The organism is Pseudomonas sp. G166 (assembly GCF_037027455.2).
Classification (GTDB): domain Bacteria; phylum Pseudomonadota; class Gammaproteobacteria; order Pseudomonadales; family Pseudomonadaceae; genus Aquipseudomonas.
Window position 1 is genome coordinate 660,630 of record NZ_CP146985.1, and the last position, 16,879, is coordinate 677,508.

Here is a 16,879-nt window from a genome sequence, read left to right on the forward strand (position 1 = left end):
TCCAGACAGGCCGCTGCGGTGGGCAGCGGGGTGCAGCGGTTGTGTTGAGGGGGTTAGTGGCGCATATCACTCATGATGATTGCCAGTTTTTTTTGGTCACTGGGGCTTTTTTGGCAAAGAGAGTTATCTGTGGCTTATTGCTGCGGTGTATCCGCGCTCTCGATCTGCTCCAACATCCACTCCACGAAAAGCCGCACCTTGGGCACTTCCGCCGAGTGCTCGGGGTAGGCCAGGTAATAAGCATTGGTGCTTGGCATCGCATGCTGCCAGGGGATGATCAGTTTGCCGTCGGCCAGTTCTTCTTCCACCAGGAACTTCGGCAGCAGGGCGACGCCGCAGCCGACCTGGGCGGCACGGATGCACATGTAGAAGGTCTCGAAGCGTGGCCCGTGGTAGCTGTGTTCGGTGTGGTAGCCCTGGCTGTCGAACCAATCGTGCCAGGCTTGGGGGCGCGAGGCATTTTGCAACAGCACCAGGTCGGCCAGTTGGGTCGGGTCGGTGAAGGGCTGGTCCGGCAGGCTGCCCGGCGCGCAGACCGGCACCAGCTCTTCGCCGAACAGCTTCAGCGATTCGGTGCCGGCCCGCGAGCCTTGGCCGAAGTAGAACGCCAGGTCGCTGCGCCCTTGCAGCAAGTCGTCGGCTTCCTGCTCGCTGCACAGATCCAGATGAATCGTCGGATGCCGCAGGCGCCAGCCCTTCAGGCGCGGGACCAGCCAGCGCGCACCGAAGGTTGGTGGTGTAGATACTCGCAGGACTTCGGTGTCGCCACCGTAGGAACGCAGGTAGTGAGTGGACATTTCTACCTGTGTGAGGATTTTTCGCACCTCTGCCAAGTACAAATCCCCTGCTGGTGTCAGCTGCAAACGGCGGCGCACGCGCCGGAACAGCAGGTGCTGCAGCAATTCTTCCAGTTGCGCGACCTGTTTGCTGACAGCGCTCTGGGTCAGGTTCAGCTCTTCGGCGGCGCGGGTGAAGCTCAGGTGACGGGTCACCGCTTCAAAGCACTGCAGCGCCGTGATCGACGGCAGGTAGCGTTTATTGAGCATGATGAGGCCTTATTTCTTGTCGCTCTGCTTATCTGGGGAGGGGCAGCATGAATAAACGGAATGATATCTCGCTTAAAGGTCGTTTGTTGGCAAGACTCAGGCCAGCTACAACTACAGGTCTGATCAGCCGTGATCGTCCGGCTGCCAATCCTTTGTCTTTCGTTTGAGGAAATCCCCATGGTTGCTGCATTGCTTGATCGTCTGGGCGTTAGCCCGGCCCTGTACCAGAACGGCGCACAACCGGTGCATTCGCCCATCGATGGCAGCCGCATCGGTGCCGTGAACTGGGAAGGTGCCGCCGAGGTCGAGCAACAAGTCAGTCGCGCCGAACATGCCTTCGATCTATGGCGCCAAGTGCCGGCCCCGCGTCGTGGCGAGTTGGTCCGTCAGTTCGGCGATCTGCTGCGCGAGTACAAGGCCGATCTCGGTGAGTTGGTGTCGTGGGAAGCCGGCAAGATCACCCAGGAAGGCCTGGGTGAAGTGCAAGAGATGATCGACATCTGCGATTTCGCCGTCGGCCTGTCCCGTCAGTTGTACGGCCTGACCATCGCCTCCGAGCGTCCAGGCCACCATATGCGTGAGTCCTGGCACCCGCTGGGCGTGGTCGGGGTGATCAGCGCCTTCAACTTCCCCGTCGCGGTCTGGGCTTGGAATACCACGCTGGCCCTGGTGTGCGGCAACGCGGTGATCTGGAAACCGTCGGAAAAAACGCCGCTCACCGCCCTGGCGTGCCAGGCGCTGTTCGAGCGTGTGCTGAAAAACTTCAGCGATGCGCCACCCTACCTGAGCCAGGTGATCATTGGTGGGCGTGATGCCGGTGAAGCGTTGGTGGACGATCCGCGCGTGGCGTTGATCAGCGCCACCGGCAGCACCCGCATGGGCCGTGAAGTGGCGCCGAAAGTCGCCGCGCGCTTTGCCCGCAGCATTCTGGAGTTGGGCGGCAACAATGCGATGATCCTGGCCCCGAGCGCCGACCTGGACATGGCCGTGCGCGCCATCCTGTTCAGCGCCGTCGGCACCGCCGGCCAGCGTTGCACCACCCTGCGCCGGCTGATTGCCCATGAATCGGTGAAAGAAGAGATCGTCACCCGTCTCAAGGCCGCCTATTCGAAAGTGCGCATCGGCCATCCGCTGGAAGGCAACCTGGTCGGGCCGCTGATCGACAAGCACAGCTTCGACAACATGCAGGATGCCTTGGAGCAGGCCTTGAGCGAAGGCGGGCGGGTGTTCGGCGGCAAGCGTCAACTCGAGGATCAGTTCCCGAATGCCTACTACGTGTCTCCGGCCATCGTCGAGATGCCGGAGCAGAGTGACGTCGTGCGCAGCGAAACCTTCGCACCGATCCTGTATGTGGTCGGCTACAAGGACTTCGCCCAGGCCCTGCAGTTGAACAATTCCGTGCCCCAGGGCCTGTCGTCATGCATCTTCACCACCGACGTGCGTGAGGCCGAACAGTTCATGTCGGCGGTGGGCAGCGACTGCGGCATCGCCAACGTCAACATCGGCCCGAGCGGCGCGGAAATCGGCGGCGCCTTTGGCGGTGAGAAAGAGACCGGCGGCGGCCGCGAATCCGGCTCCGACGCCTGGCGCGGCTACATGCGCCGCCAGACCAACACCGTGAACTACTCGCTGGAGTTGCCGTTGGCGCAGGGGATTACCTTCGACTGAGGTCGTTTGGGCCGGCTCTTCAACTCATGAAGATCCCCGGTGGGAGCGAGCTTGCTCGCGATGACGGCGGCACATCCAATAGGGAAGTGACTGAAGGACCGCTATCGCGAGCAAGCTCGCTCCCACACTGAATAGTGTGATGGTTGGGTTTCATTTCCGGAGTCTGGCAATGCCGTTACGCGAAGAATGTCTGTGGGAAAAGCTGACGCCGCAAAGGCCCGAAAACACTGCGCTGACGGGCGAAATCACCGTCGATGTCTGTGTGATCGGTGCCGGTTTCACCGGCCTGTCGGCAGCGGTGCACTTGCTGGAACAGGGCAAGCGTGTTGCCGTGTTGGAGGCCCATCGGGCCGGGCACGGTGGATCGGGACGTAACGTCGGCCTGGTGAACGCCGGCCTGTGGATTCCGCCGGACGACATCGAGGCCGGCTTCGGCGAAGCGGTGGGCAGCCAGCTCAACCGCATGCTGGGCGCCGCGCCAGCATTGGTGTTCAGCCTCGTCGACAAATACAACATCGATTGCCAACTGCGCCGCGAAGGCACCTTGCACATGGCCCATAACGCCAGGGGCGAGGCGGACCTGCGCAGTCGCGAAGAACAATGGAAACGCCGCGGAGCCCCGGTGGAATTGCTCACCGGCCAGGTCTGTGCCGAGGCCACTGGCACATCGAAAATCGCCGCGGCTTTGCTCGATCGGCGCGCCGGTACACTCAACCCGATGGCCTATACCAGCGGGTTGGCCAAGGCGGCGAAGGACCTGGGTGGCCAGTTGTTCGACCATTCACCTGTGACACGCCTGGAGCGTCAGGGCCAGCGCTGGTCGGTGCAGACCGCCCAGGGTTCGGTGCTGGCCGAGCAGGTGGTGATCGCCTCCAACGCCTATACCGAAGGCGACTGGACCGAGCTGCGGCGTAATTTCTTCCCCGGTTATTACTACCAGGTGGCCTCCGTCCCGCTGACCGATGAGGCGGCCCGACGCATTCTGCCGGGTGGGCAAGGTTCGTGGGATACGCGCCAGGTGTTGAGCAGCATCCGTCGGGACAAGGACGGTCGGTTACTGCTGGGAAGCCTGGGCAATGGCAATCGCAAGCCGACCTGGTTCCTCAAGGCCTGGGCCGACCGGGTGCAACAGCACTATTTCCCCTACCTCAAGCCGGTGGAGTGGGAATGCACCTGGACCGGTTGCATCGCCTTCACGCCCGATCATCTGATGCGCCTGTTCGAACCTGCGCCGGGCCTGGTGGCCGTGACTGGCTATAACGGTAGGGGCGTGACCACCGGTACGGTGGTGGGCAAGGCCTTCGCCGATTACCTGTGCCACGGTGACACCAAGGCGCTGCCGATTCCCTTCGCGCCCATGCAGCCATTGGCCGGGGTGGGCTTGCGCAGTTGTTTGTATGAGGCGGGTTTTTCGTTGTATCACGCGGGCCAGTGCCTGCGGATCGTGATTTGAGTGTTGAAAAATGTTGCCGGAACCGACGTTTTCCGGCGCAGCGTCTAGCCTGTTATGGTGCGGGTTGTAGCAGTCGCGCACCGACAGTGTGCAGTTCGGTGACGTAGGTTGTTACACAGTGGTTGCACGTCGTTTCATGCGATGGTTGCAATGATGGCTCATGGAGGGTTTTACCTAATTAGATGAAAGGTTGCACCTCGTGCGGTTTAGACGGTTGCACGCCCCATGAAAAAGGGCCCGAAACAGTCGAAATAACAATAAAGCAGCGACTTTTTTCAGAATAAAAAACCGATGGCACGGCCCTTGCTCTTAGCTTCTCAGTGAAATGAAGTCGCAGTGCCAACTAAAAAAAACCTTGGAGCACCACCTCATGTCCCAGACGTTTTACAAGAAAGGCTTTCTGGCCCTCGCAGTGGCAACTGCGCTGGGTGTTTCTGCGTTTGCACAGGCCGACATCAAGATCGGCGTAGCGGGTCCCATGACAGGCGCCAACGCGGCATTTGGCGAGCAGTACATGAAGGGTGCACAGGCCGCGGCAGACGAGGTCAATGCCAAGGGCGGCGTGAACGGCGAGAAGATCGTGCTGGTCAAGGGCGATGACGCTTGCGAACCGAAGCAGGCCGTTACGGTAGCCAAGGACCTGACCAACCAGAAAGTGGCGGGTGTGGTCGGTCACTTCTGCTCTTCGTCGACCATCCCGGCCTCCGAGATCTACGACGAAGCAGGCATCATCGCCATCACCCCGGGTTCTACCAACCCGGCTGTTACCGAGCGCGGCCTGAGCGCCATGTTCCGTATGTGCGGGCGTGACGACCAGCAAGGCATCGTCGCCGGCGACTACATCGTCGACGTGCTCAAGGGCAAGAAAGTCGTCGTGCTGCACGACAAGGACACCTACGGCCAGGGCCTGGCGGATGCGACCAAGGCGCAGTTGGAAAAACGTGGCGTGAAGCCGGTGCTGTATGAAGGCCTGACCCGTGGTGAAAAAGACTTCAGCACCATTGTCACCAAGATCCGCGGCGCCGGTGCCGATGTCGTGTACTTCGGTGGCCTGCACCCGGAAGCCGGGCCCCTGGTTCGTCAACTGCGTGAGCAAGGCCTCAAGGACGTCAAGTTCATGTCCGACGACGGTATCGTGACCGACGAACTGGTCACTACCGCTGGCGGCCCGCAATTTGTCGACGGCGTGCTGATGACCTTCGGTGCCGACCCGCGCCTGCTGCCAGACAGCAAGGCCGTGGTGGACGCATTCCGTGCCAAGGGCACTGAGCCGGAAGGTTACACCCTGTACGCCTACGCTTCGGTCCAGACCCTCGCGGCTGCCTTCAATGGCGCCAAGAAAAACGACGGTGAAGCCGCAGCCAAGTGGCTCAAGGCCAACTCGGTCCAGACGGTAATGGGCAAGAAGGAGTGGGACGCCAAGGGCGACCTGAAAGTCTCCGACTACGTGGTTTACGAGTGGGACAAGGAAGGCAAATATCACCAATTGGAAAAACAGAAGTGATTTGAAGGGATGACCGGCCTGCGGCAAGGGAGCCCGCTTCCTTGCCGCAGAGACTGTGTTCACCCTTTGCGGATTGGCATTAGCCAAAAGGCCCGTCTGTTTTTTCTCTACGAGCCGCACATCTTCGGGGGCGCGGAGCCTCGGGCTCGTCGTCGCGCCCTCCGAGGTTGTGCAGTCTCTCCAATTGCGTGAGATTGCGTTATGGATGGTATTTTCCTGCAGCAACTGGTCAACGGCCTGACCCTCGGGTCGGTCTATGGCCTGATCGCCATCGGCTACACAATGGTCTATGGCATCATCGGCATGATCAACTTCGCCCATGGCGAGGTTTACATGATCTCTGCGTACCTCGCGGCGATCAGTCTGGCTCTGCTGGCATACTTCGGTATTGAATCCTTCCCTCTACTGATGCTCGGCACACTGGTCTTCACCATCGTCGTCACGGCGGTGTATGGCTGGGTCATCGAGCGTGTCGCCTACAAACCCTTGCGTAACTCCACCCGACTGGCACCGCTGATCAGCGCCATCGGTATTTCGCTGATCCTGCAAAACTACGCACAGATCGCCCAGGGCGCGAAGCAGCAAGGCGTCCCCACCCTGCTGACGGGGGCCTGGCGCGTCGAAGTCGGCACGGGCTTCGTACAACTGACTTACACCAAGGTCTTCATCCTGGTCGCAGCGTTTGCCGGGATGGCCCTGCTGACCTACGTCATCAAGTACACCAAGCTCGGCCGCATGTGCCGCGCGACCCAGCAAGACCGCAAGATGGCCTCGATCCTGGGGATCAATACCGACCGGGTGATTTCCTACGTGTTCATCATCGGTGCCGCGATGGCGGCCCTGGCCGGCGTGCTGATCACCATGAACTACGGCACGTTCGACTTTTATGCCGGATTCATCATCGGCATCAAGGCATTCACCGCAGCGGTACTCGGCGGGATCGGCTCACTGCCTGGTGCGATGCTCGGCGGGATCATTCTCGGGATCTCCGAGTCGCTGTTCTCCGGCCTGGTCAACTCGGACTACAAAGACGTCTTCAGCTTCTCGCTGCTCGTTCTCGTTCTGGTCTTTCGGCCTCAAGGTCTGCTCGGCCGTCCTCTTGTGTCGAAGGTGTAAGCGATGTCATCAACCACTAAAAAAACCATTGATCTCAAAAGAAGCCTGGTTGACGCGATTCTTGCCGGTCTTGTCGCCTTGATTGTGTTCGGCCCGATTGTCGGCGTGGTCCTGGACGGCTACGGCTTCAACCTGCAACCGACCCGTGTGGCATGGATTGTCGCCATCGTCATGGCTGGTCGCTTTGCCCTGGGCCTGTTCCTGCAAACGCCCAAGGGCCTGAAAATTCTGGAAGGCTTCGAAAGCACCGGTTCCGGGGTTCATGTACTGCCGCCTGATTATAAAACCCGGTTGCGCTGGATCATCCCGCTGGTGATCGTCATCGCCGTGGTGTTCCCGTTCTTCTCCAATTCATACCTGCTGGGCGTGGTCATCCTTGGGTTGATCTACGTGCTGCTGGGGTTGGGCTTGAACATTGTGGTCGGCCTGGCCGGTCTGCTCGACCTGGGCTACGTGGCGTTCTACGCCATTGGTGCCTATGGACTGGCGCTCGGCTATCAGTACCTGGGGCTGGGGTTCTGGACGGTGCTGCCACTGGCTGCGATCACGGCGGGGCTGGCCGGTTGCATCCTCGGTTTTCCGGTGTTGCGCTTGCATGGTGACTATCTGGCGATCGTGACTCTGGGCTTCGGTGAAATCATCCGGTTGATCCTCAATAACTGGCTGAGCCTGACCGGTGGCCCGAACGGCATGCCGGCACCGTTGCCAACCTTTTTCGGTCTGGAGTTCGGTAAAAGAGCCAAGGACGGCGGTGTCCCGTTCCATGAGTTTTTCGGCATCGCCTACAACCCGGACGTGAAGTACTACTTCATCTACGCGGTGTTGTTCCTTGTCGTACTGGCCGTGTTGTACATCAAGCATCGCCTGACCCGCATGCCGGTCGGTCGTGCCTGGGAGGCCTTGCGTGAAGATGAGATCGCCTGCCGCTCAATGGGCCTGAACCACGTCCTGGTCAAACTCTCGGCATTCACCATCGGTGCCTCGACGGCCGGCCTGGCCGGGGTGTTCTTCGCCACTTACCAAGGTTTCGTCAACCCGACATCGTTCACCTTCTTCGAATCGGCGCTGATCCTCGCCATCGTGGTGCTGGGCGGCATGGGCTCGACCATTGGCGTGGTGATTGCGGCCTTCGTGCTGACCGTCGCCCCGGAACTGCTGCGCGGCTTCGCGGAGTACCGTGTGCTGCTGTTCGGAATACTGATGGTGTTGATGATGATCTGGCGCCCTCGCGGCCTGATCCGCATCAGTCGCACGGGTGTGACGCCGCGTAAAGGAGTAGCGCCATGAGCGAAGTCGTACTCTCTGTCGAAAACCTGATGATGCAATTTGGTGGGATCAAGGCCCTCAATGACGTCAGCCTGCAAGTCAAACGCAACTCGATCTTCGCCCTGATCGGCCCCAACGGCGCGGGCAAGACCACGGTGTTCAACTGCCTGACCGGGTTCTACAAGGCCACGGGCGGCAAAATCGAACTCAATGTGCGTGGTGAGCAGACCGATGTCATCAAGTTGTTGGGCGAGGCGTTTCGTCCGACGGACTTTGTATCGCCGAAATCCTTCGCCAGCCGGATGTACTACAAAATGTTCGGCGGCACCCATCTGGTGAACCGCGCCGGCCTGGCGCGCACTTTCCAGAACATTCGCCTGTTCAAGGAAATGTCGGTGCTGGAAAACCTGCTGGTGGCCCAGCACATGTGGGTCAACCGCAGTCTGGTGGCGGGCATCCTCAACACCAAGGGCTACCGCAAGGCTGAAAGCGATGCCCTGGACCATGCCTTCTACTGGCTGGAGGTGGTGGACTTGGTGGATTGTGCCAACCGCCTCGCCGGGGAGCTTTCCTACGGTCAGCAGCGCCGTCTGGAAATTGCCCGGGCCATGTGCACCCGTCCGCAGATCATCTGCCTCGACGAACCGGCCGCAGGCCTCAACCCTCAGGAAACCGAAGCGCTGAGCGCAATGATCCGGCTGCTGCGCGACGAGCACGATCTGACCGTGGTGCTGATCGAACACGACATGGGCATGGTAATGAGTATTTCCGACCACATCGTGGTGCTGGACCACGGCACGGTGATCGCCGAGGGCGGTCCCGAGGCGATTCGCAACGACCCGAAAGTGATTGCGGCCTACCTGGGTGCCGACGAAGAGGAGCTGGTATGAGTGGACCTATCCTCGAACTCAAGGAACTGGACGTGTTCTACGGGCCGATCCAGGCCTTGAAAAAAGTCTCGCTGCACATCGGCGAAGGCGAGACCGTGAGCCTTATCGGCTCCAACGGTGCCGGCAAGTCCACGCTGCTGATGTCGATTTTCGGCCAGCCGCGAGCGGCGAGCGGGCAGATCATCTACCAGGGCGTGGACATCACCCACAAATCGTCCCACTACATCGCGTCCCACGGCATCGCGCAGTCGCCGGAAGGGCGGCGGGTATTCCCTGACATGACCGTCGAGGAAAACCTGCTGATGGGCACCATCCCCATCGGTGACAAGTACGCCAGTGAAGATATGCAGCGTATGTTCGAACTGTTTCCGCGACTCAAGGAGCGGCGCAACCAGCGGGCCATGACCATGTCTGGCGGCGAGCAGCAAATGCTCGCCATCGCCCGGGCGTTGATGAGCCGGCCGAAGTTGTTGCTGCTCGACGAGCCGAGCCTGGGGCTGGCACCGATCGTGGTGAAACAGATCTTCGCTACCCTGCGTGAATTGGCGGCCACCGGCATGACCATCTTCCTGGTGGAGCAGAACGCCAACCACGCCCTCAGGCTGTCGGACCGAGCCTATGTGATGGTCAACGGTGAAATCCGTCTGACCGGCACCGGCAAGGAGCTGCTCGCCAACGAAGAGGTGCGCAACGCGTATCTGGGCGGGCATTGAGGCGGGTGCAGCAATGACAAAGCCCGGCGAGTGATCGCCGGGTTTTTTATTTCCGGAATCCACCGCTAAATCCCTGTGGGAGCGAGCTTGCTCGCGATAGCGGAGCGTCAGTCACTTGATGGGGCGCTGACCCACCGCCTTCGCGAGCATGCTCGCTCCCGCAGGGATTTTCTTTGTAGTGAAGAATTGTGGACAACAATCCTGAACCCTTGCCAAACCGCGACATAAAGTCGCCGCAAATAGTTGTTTTGTCACAGTTTTGACTTGTCCCCGTTTGCTGTGGAGCCGACTGTGGGTAACGTGGGAGTATCTGGCTGAAAGCCTTTCAAACCGTGGCCTCCAGGCCTGTGGTTGTTTTTTGAACAGTGGTTTTTGATCGGGCTGGAGCGAGGCTTGTCAACCCTTTTATGCACAGCGCCAAGGGCGCGAAAATTTGTCGGCAAGCCTGTGGATAAGTCTGTGACTAAACTCTGGAAAGACCGCGCTGAGGGCCGCCGTTACTGGCTTGGAGCCATCGCTCCCTGAGCTGTGGCTTATAGCAGAAAACTTTAGCTGCACAACCCGCGTTGTGCGGTCAAGGGAAAATAAATTTCAAATGCCCCGCAAAGCCTTGTGCACAGCGGCTTGCAGCGTTTGCACTTGCCCCCGATTACTGTGGACGTGCCTGTGGATAAGGTGCGGGCAATTGGCTGCAAGCCTTGTCTGATAAGGCTTGGCGGCAATTGATTGTTTTATGAACAGCTACTGGGCCAAAAGCTTGTTCCCGCAAGCCTTGCCGGTAGCGTGTCAGGCCGGGCATGCTGTTGGCCGATTTCCATTCAAATGGCTGCCTTAAGCCCGAAGCAAGGAGAACACGATGTCCAACACCCTGTTTATCACCGGTGCGACGTCCGGTTTTGGTGAAGCCTGTGCCCGTCGTTTTGCCGAGGCTGGCTGGAAGCTGGTGCTGACCGGTCGTCGTGAAGAACGCCTCAATGCCCTGTGCGCCGAGCTGTCGAAGCAGACTGAGGTCCATGGCCTGGTGCTGGATGTGCGTGATCGCAAGGCCATGGAAGAAGCCATTGCCAACCTGCCGCCGTCTTTCGCCACGTTGCGCGGGCTGATCAACAACGCCGGCCTGGCCCTGGGCGTTGACCCGGCGCCCAAGTGTGACCTCGATGATTGGGACACGATGGTCGACACCAACGTCAAAGGCCTGATCTATAGCACTCGCCTGTTGCTACCACGGTTGATCGCCCACGGTCGTGGCGCCGGGATCATCAACCTAGGCTCCATCGCCGGCAGCTACCCGTACCCGGGCAGCCATGTGTATGGCGCGAGCAAGGCGTTCGTCAAACAGTTCTCCCTGAACCTGCGCTGCGACCTGCAAGGTACCGGGGTGCGGGTGAGTAATATCGAGCCGGGCCTGTGCGAGAGCGAATTCTCTCTGGTGCGTTTCGGCGGCGATCAGGAGCGCTACAACGCCACCTACGCCGGGGCCGAGCCGATCCAGCCGCAGGACATTGCCGACACCATCTTCTGGGTGCTCAACACACCAGCGCACATCAATATCAATAGCCTGGAGCTGATGCCGGTAAGCCAGACCTGGGCCGGGTTTGCCATCGAGCGCAACAAGGCATAGAGGCGTTACGCCAGATAATCGGCCAACCCGCGGTAGCAGGTCAGCAGGTGATACGGCGTGGTGGACGGCATGTCCCGACGGCTGACGATGCCATCGGCGTCCAGGCATTCGTTCCAGCCCTTGGCGTGCAGGAAATGTTGCTGCAGCGCCTGCAATTGATGCAGCAACACCGCTTGGCTACCCGGGCGCAATGTGAGTGCGCGCAGGTACTCGGCCTGGGCCCAGATGCGCTGGGTTGCGTCTCGAGGGGCAGCGGGCGACACCAGGCTCAGCATGGCGCAGACAGCGCCGGACTGTGGGTTCACGCCTTGTTGCTCGGTGAGGCCGAAGCTGCGCTCCAGGGCGGTGTGCAACTTGCCGTCGCGCAGCAGGGGCGAGGAGGCCAACAGGAAATACCACTCGAACTGGTGCCCCGGCTCGAACCAGTTATCCACAGCCTTGAGCGGTTTCTCCATCATGACGCGCTGTTGCGGGTCGATGAAACGCTTGAACATGCCGTCGCACAGGCTCAGCAGCGCCTGGCGGACGTTGGCGTCTTCGCGAACCGAGAGGGTGGCGAGGAAGGCTTCGGCCAAGTGCATCAAAGGGTTTTGCAACGGGCCGGATCCGAGCGTCGACCAATCGCGCTTGAGGCTGGCTTCGTAGAGGCCGTCTGCGCTGGCAAAGCGTCGGGCGATGACTTTCAGGGCGGCGTTGAGTACCGATTCCACCAGCGGCTCGCGGACTTTGCCCCAGTAATGGGCGCAGGCGAACAGGATGAAGGCGTGGGTGTAGAGGTCTTTGCCGGTGTCCAGCGGCGTGCCTTGCGGGTCGATGCTGTAGAACCAGCCGCCGTGCTCGGCATCGTGGAAATGCCGTTGCAGCGAGCGGAACAGGGCGCCAGCTCGTTCCTCGGCCTGGGGCACTTCGCCGATCAGGCTGGCGAACACATACAACTGTCGCGCACAGGCCATGGCGCGGTAACGCTGGGGGGGCAGCGGCGTGTGTTCGGCGTCCAGGGATTCATAGGGCAATGCCAATTCGGCATTCCAGCCCGGGCCTAGCCACATTGGTACGATCACGTCGTGAAAATGCTGACGCACCGTGGCGAACAGGGCGGTCAATTCAGGCTGAGGGGCGGGGCGGGAAGCATCAGGCATTGGCGGACGTCGTCACGGCAGGGGGCGATTGCGCGACATGGTAGCAGAGTGACCGACTCCAGAGAGGTGGTGCCTGTAAGTCCGTCATCGCGAGCAAGCTCGCTCCCACAGGGGCCGGTGTACCCCGACCAAACTGTGGAAGCAGGCTGGCTTCTACCAGGGCCGGTGTACCCCGATCAAGCTGTGGAAGCAGGCTGGCTTCTACAAGGGCCGGTGTACACCGACCAAACTGTGGGAGCGAGCTTGCTCGCGATAGCGGCCGGGCAGGCGCTAAAGAATCAGCCCGCCAACAACCAAACCCCAGTCGCCGCCGAAGCCGCCCCGGCCAGCCGCACCAGAGGTGCAGCCGCGCGCGGCAACACGCGAACCAGGGCGAAACCTGCTCCATGCAGCGCCGCCGTGGCCGCGACGAACCCTGCCGCATAGGCCCACGGGCTCGACATGGCTGGCAGCTCCAAACCGTGGGCCACGCCATGGAACAGCGCAAACACGGCCGTTGCAGCAACCGCCAGGCTCAACGGCGGACGTACCGCCAATGCCACCGCCAGGCCGAGGGCCAGCACCGAAGCGGCAATCCCACTTTCCAGCGCCGGCAGGTTCATGCCTTCAAAGCCCAGCGAACCGCCGATCAGCATGGCGGCAACGAAGGTGCATGGCAGCGCCCAGCGCGCGGCACCTTGTTGCTGCGCGGCCCACAAACCAACTGCCAGCATTGCCAGCAAATGATCGAGCCCGCCGATGGGATGGCCGAGGCCGGCGATCAGGCCATTGTCGCCATGGCCGGGGTGGGCGAAGGCCAGGGCCGGCGTCAGCAGCAGGGCGAGGGCGCCGAGGATGCGTTTGAATGTCATGGATAGCTTTCCTTGTTGAAGGTCGAAAAAATCAGGCAGCGGTCAGCAGGCCCTGGCGCTCGATGAACGCAATGATGGCGTCCAGGCCCTGGCCGGTCTTCTGGTTGCTGAACACGAAAGGCTTGCCGTTGCGCATCCGCTGGGTGTCGCTGTCCATCATTTCCAGGGACGCGCCCACCAGCGGTGCCAGGTCGATTTTGTTGATCACCAGCAGGTCAGACTTGCAGATGCCCGGTCCGCCCTTGCGTGGCAGCTTGTCGCCGGCCGAGACGTCGATCACATAGATGGTCAGGTCCGACAGCTCCGGGCTGAAGGTCGCCGACAGGTTGTCGCCGCCCGATTCCACCAGGATCAGATCCAGGCCCGGGAAGCGCCGGTTCAACTGGTCCACCGCTTCGAGATTGATCGAGGCGTCTTCGCGAATGGCGGTGTGCGGGCAGCCGCCGGTCTCCACGCCGATGATCCGCTCCGGCGCCAGGGCCTCGTTGCGTACCAGGAAGTCGGCGTCTTCGCGGGTGTAGATGTCGTTGGTGACGACCGCCAGGTTGTAGCGTTCACGTAGAGCCAGGCACAGGGCTAGCGTCAGGGCGGTTTTGCCGGAGCCCACCGGGCCGCCGATACCGACGCGCAGAGGTTGTGTATTCATGAGTGTCTCCTAGGAACGGAACAGACGGCTGTACTGGCGCTCATGGGCCATGCACGCCAGGGACAGGCCAAACGCGGCGCTGCCGTAATGATCGGGGTCGAGGTTCGAAGCGTTGTGCTGGGCCTGTTGCAGCAGCGGCAGCAGTTCGCTGGTCAGGCGTTGGGCGGCTTGCTGGCCCAGGGGCAGGGTTTTCATCAGCACCGCCAGTTGGTTTTCCAGCCAGCTCCACAACCAGGCGGCGAGGGCGTCCTGAGGGCTGATACGCCAGGCGCGGGCAGCCAGGGCCCAGCCCAGGGCCAGGTGCGGTTCGCAGCGTTGTTCGAGAAAGCGCCGCGCGGCGACATCCAGTTCCGGCAAGCCGCCCAGCAACTGCTGCAACGAATAGCCCATCTGCCGGCTCTCCTGGTGCAGCTCGCGGGTTTCCCGGCTGGCGCGGTGTTCTTCGCAGTGTCGCAGCAGGGCATCCCAGTCGTCGGCGGCGGCTGCGCTGCAGTGGGCCAGCAGCAAGGGCGCTTCGAAACGTGCCAGGTTCAGCAGCAATTGATCGCTGATCCAGCGGCGCGCATCGTCGGGATTTTTGACCTGGCCGTTATCCACTGCCATTTCCAGCCCCTGGGAATAGCTGTAGCCGCCAATCGGCAATTGCGGGCTGGCCAGACGCAGCAGCGCCCAGGCCGGGTTCATGTGCGCACGCCGAATTGATGCAGGCGTGGCGCGTAGTTGAAATCTTCGTCACCGTGGCGTGAATGATGATGGCCGCCGCCATAGGCGCCATGTTCTGGCTGGAATGGGGCTTCGATGGGTTCGGCGCTGGCGCCCAGTTGTTCGAGCATCGCCTTGAGCACGTAATCGTCCAGCAGGCGCAACCAGCCAGCGCCCACTTGCAAGGCGACATGACGGTTACCCAGGTGATAGGCCGCGCGAGTCAGTTCGAACGCATTGGCGCAGGTGACGTGCAGCAGTTGTTCGGGGCGGGCGCAGACACGCACGATACGACCGTCTTCGGCCTGCAGGCATTCGCCGTCATACAGCGGCGGCTGGCCTCGCTCCAGAAACAACCCCACATCCTCACCCTCGGCACTGAAACAGCGCAGGCGGCTTTTGCTGCGGGCATCGAAGGTCAGGTGCAGCTCGGCGTCCCAGCGCGGTTGAGTATCGATTCTGCGGTGAATCACCAGCATCGGAGTGCTTCCAGCAATGAACGGTGCTGTGTTTAGAGCAAGGGGCTTGCCAATCGAAGGGAGTGTAGGAAATAGCGCTAGGAATGCTGGGATGGTGTTTCAGGAGACGTTAGGTTGTGTTCCGTATTGGTGCGTACTCTGATTGCGCGCACCATCTTGTGGCGCATGAGAAAACTGTGGGGGCGAGCTTGCTCGCGATAGCGGTGGAACAGCCAATATCAGTGTCGGCTGACACATCGCCTTCGCGAGCAAGCTCGCTCCCACAGTGAAGTAGGGTGCCAGTTACTCGGTGCTGCCTAACCCTTGCCAATGCTTGAGGCCAATAAAGATAAACCGCAGTTGTTGGGTGATTTTCACCTGCGGGGTGAGGTGCTCGGGCAAGGCTTCGGCGGGTGGGTCGATGATGTCCGGCAGGGTGGCGAACACACTCTTGACGATGAGGTCGGCCATCACGCTTAACCCGGCCAGGTCCAGGTGCTGCAGCTTGGGCATCAAGGCCAGGTCGGCAGCCAGGTCCGAGCTGATGCCTTCGCGCAGTTGGCCGATGGCTTGGCGTACCGGCAGGGAGCCGCCATATTGCTCGCGCGCCAGGAACAGGAACTGCGAGCGATTGGCTTGCACCACATCGAGAAAGATCCGCACTGAGGCATCGATAATGCCGCCCATGACGAATTCGTTGTGACGCACCAGGCGGATGGTTTCACGGAAGGTCTGGCCGACTTCGCTGACCAGTGCCAGGCCCAGTTGGTCCATGTCGTCGAAGTGTCGATAGAAGCCGGTGGGCACGATACCCGCTGTCCTGGCGACTTCCCGCAGGCTCAGGCTACCGAACCCTCGGCCGCATTCCATCAAATGACGGGCAGCATCCATCAGGGCAATTCGGGTCTGTTGCTTCTGTTCGGCGCGGGGCAGCATCGCAGGGCTGGCTTCTGGTTCACGGGAGCGACGCACTCTAGCAAATCGGCTTTGCCGGCGTCGAACGGTAGAAGGTGATCAAGCGGGGAAAACCAGGCTTTTAAAAGTCAAAAGCCCGATTGGCGGAATCGGGCTTTTTTCAGGGCCACCATGGGCTCAGCTCACTGCGCTGTTGCGTTCGATCACACGGTCACCACCGCCTTCGGCGAGGGTCTGGCCTTGTGGAGTGCGCTCGGAACCGTCAGCTGCCAGGGTTTGGCCTTGTGGAGTGCGCTCGGAACCGTCAGCTGCCAGGGTCTGGCCTTGTGGAGTGCGCTCGGAGCCGTCAGCTGCCAGGGTCTGGCCTTGTGGAGTGCGCTCGGAGCCGTCAGCTGCCAGGGTCTGGCCTTGTGGAGTGCGCTCGGAACCGTCAGCTGCCAGGGTCTGGCCTTGTGGGGTACGGTCGGAACCACCCTCGACCAGGCCTTTTTCTTCCAGGCGGTTACGACCACCTTCAGCGACAGTCTGGCTGTAGACAGAATGGCTGTCCTTGACCTGCGGCGTGGCTTGTTCGGAAGCTGGCAGCGCGAAGGCAGTGGAGGCCAGCAGCGATAGAGACAGACTCATCAGTAATTGGCGTTTCATGATCGTTGCTCCTTGGGAGGGCGATAAAGTGGGTACGAGGGCAATGCTACTCTCGATAAGTCGATATAAAAGTTCATAAACGCAATGGTAATAATCAACGGAATTGATTGTTCTGGGCGAAGGCTCTAAATCAGGCGTTTCCGAGGTGCTGTTTTGCACTGAGGTGGGTATTTTGTACCCACTGGCGCCTCGCAAAAGTGCGGCTGCGGTAACGGGTTGTTGGCTGATTGGTCAGGATTTCGGCAT

General features: G+C 61.0%; 16 protein-coding genes. 8 read left to right on the plus strand and 8 right to left on the minus strand.

Going from position 1 to position 16,879, the window contains the following annotated elements; genetic code table 11:
• Positions 1-134: 134 nt before the first annotated feature.
• Entirely contained in the window at positions 135-1,046 is a 912-nt protein-coding gene (locus SGN16_RS02880; RefSeq protein ID WP_210642611.1) for a LysR family transcriptional regulator, read from the minus strand.
• Between the two features lie 177 nt (positions 1,047-1,223).
• On the opposite strand from SGN16_RS02880, the gene SGN16_RS02885 reads away from it, so the two are divergent.
• From SGN16_RS02885 to SGN16_RS02920, 8 genes are all read left to right on the plus strand, one after another.
• On the plus strand, positions 1,224-2,714 hold the full coding sequence (locus SGN16_RS02885) for an aldehyde dehydrogenase family protein (protein WP_335943837.1): 1,491 nt from the start codon (positions 1,224-1,226) through the stop codon (positions 2,712-2,714).
• Between the two features lie 169 nt (positions 2,715-2,883).
• Positions 2,884-4,167 carry an FAD-binding oxidoreductase gene (locus SGN16_RS02890; protein WP_335943838.1) on the plus strand — a complete coding sequence of 428 codons (1,284 nt, stop codon included), beginning with the start codon at positions 2,884-2,886 and terminating at the stop codon, positions 4,165-4,167.
• A 370-nt stretch (positions 4,168-4,537) separates the two neighbouring features.
• Entirely contained in the window at positions 4,538-5,671 is a 1,134-nt protein-coding gene (locus tag SGN16_RS02895) for an ABC transporter substrate-binding protein (RefSeq protein ID WP_210642614.1), read from the plus strand.
• Positions 5,672-5,872: 201 nt separating this feature from the next.
• Positions 5,873-6,787, plus strand: coding sequence for a branched-chain amino acid ABC transporter permease (locus tag SGN16_RS02900; RefSeq protein ID WP_058546549.1), 915 nt, complete (start codon positions 5,873-5,875; stop codon positions 6,785-6,787).
• A gap of 3 nt (positions 6,788-6,790) precedes the next feature.
• Positions 6,791-8,074 carry a high-affinity branched-chain amino acid ABC transporter permease LivM gene (livM, locus tag SGN16_RS02905; RefSeq protein ID WP_210642615.1) on the plus strand — a complete coding sequence of 428 codons (1,284 nt, stop codon included), beginning with the start codon at positions 6,791-6,793 and terminating at the stop codon, positions 8,072-8,074.
• Positions 8,071-8,943, plus strand: a complete 873-nt coding sequence (locus SGN16_RS02910) for an ATP-binding cassette domain-containing protein (protein WP_210642616.1) — start codon at positions 8,071-8,073, stop codon at positions 8,941-8,943. Before livM ends, SGN16_RS02910 begins: the two co-directional genes overlap by 4 nt.
• Entirely contained in the window at positions 8,940-9,656 is a 717-nt protein-coding gene (locus SGN16_RS02915; RefSeq protein ID WP_210642617.1) for an ABC transporter ATP-binding protein, read from the plus strand. The genes SGN16_RS02910 and SGN16_RS02915 overlap by 4 nt, the downstream gene beginning before the upstream one ends.
• An 856-nt stretch (positions 9,657-10,512) precedes the next feature.
• The gene (locus tag SGN16_RS02920; RefSeq protein ID WP_335943839.1) at positions 10,513-11,277 is read left to right on the plus strand and encodes an SDR family oxidoreductase; all 765 of its coding nucleotides are present in this window, start codon (positions 10,513-10,515) and stop codon (positions 11,275-11,277) included.
• A 5-nt stretch (positions 11,278-11,282) separates the two neighbouring features.
• Here SGN16_RS02920 and SGN16_RS02925 read toward each other — a convergent pair whose 3' ends face one another.
• From SGN16_RS02925 to SGN16_RS02955, 7 genes are all read right to left on the minus strand, one after another.
• On the minus strand, positions 11,283-12,416 hold the full coding sequence (locus SGN16_RS02925) for an AGE family epimerase/isomerase (protein ID WP_335943840.1): 1,134 nt from the start codon (positions 12,414-12,416) through the stop codon (positions 11,283-11,285).
• Positions 12,417-12,694: 278 nt separating this feature from the next.
• The gene (locus tag SGN16_RS02930; RefSeq protein ID WP_210642620.1) at positions 12,695-13,267 is read right to left on the minus strand and encodes a HupE/UreJ family protein; all 573 of its coding nucleotides are present in this window, start codon (positions 13,265-13,267) and stop codon (positions 12,695-12,697) included.
• Positions 13,268-13,298: 31 nt separating this feature from the next.
• Positions 13,299-13,913, minus strand: coding sequence for an urease accessory protein UreG (gene ureG, locus SGN16_RS02935; RefSeq protein ID WP_210642621.1), 615 nt, complete (start codon positions 13,911-13,913; stop codon positions 13,299-13,301).
• 9 nt (positions 13,914-13,922) lie between these two features.
• Entirely contained in the window at positions 13,923-14,597 is a 675-nt protein-coding gene (locus tag SGN16_RS02940) for an urease accessory protein UreF (RefSeq protein ID WP_335943841.1), read from the minus strand.
• Positions 14,594-15,094 (minus strand): urease accessory protein UreE, encoded by a 501-nt coding sequence (gene ureE / locus SGN16_RS02945; RefSeq protein ID WP_210642623.1) that lies wholly within the window; start codon positions 15,092-15,094, stop codon positions 14,594-14,596. The genes SGN16_RS02940 and ureE overlap by 4 nt, the downstream gene beginning before the upstream one ends.
• A gap of 282 nt (positions 15,095-15,376) precedes the next feature.
• A complete protein-coding gene (locus SGN16_RS02950; RefSeq protein WP_210642624.1) occupies positions 15,377-16,009 on the minus strand; it encodes a TetR family transcriptional regulator in 633 nt (210 codons plus the stop codon).
• Between the two features lie 156 nt (positions 16,010-16,165).
• The gene (locus tag SGN16_RS02955; protein ID WP_335943842.1) at positions 16,166-16,633 is read right to left on the minus strand and encodes a hypothetical protein; all 468 of its coding nucleotides are present in this window, start codon (positions 16,631-16,633) and stop codon (positions 16,166-16,168) included.
• Between the last annotated feature and the right edge of the window lie 246 nt (positions 16,634-16,879).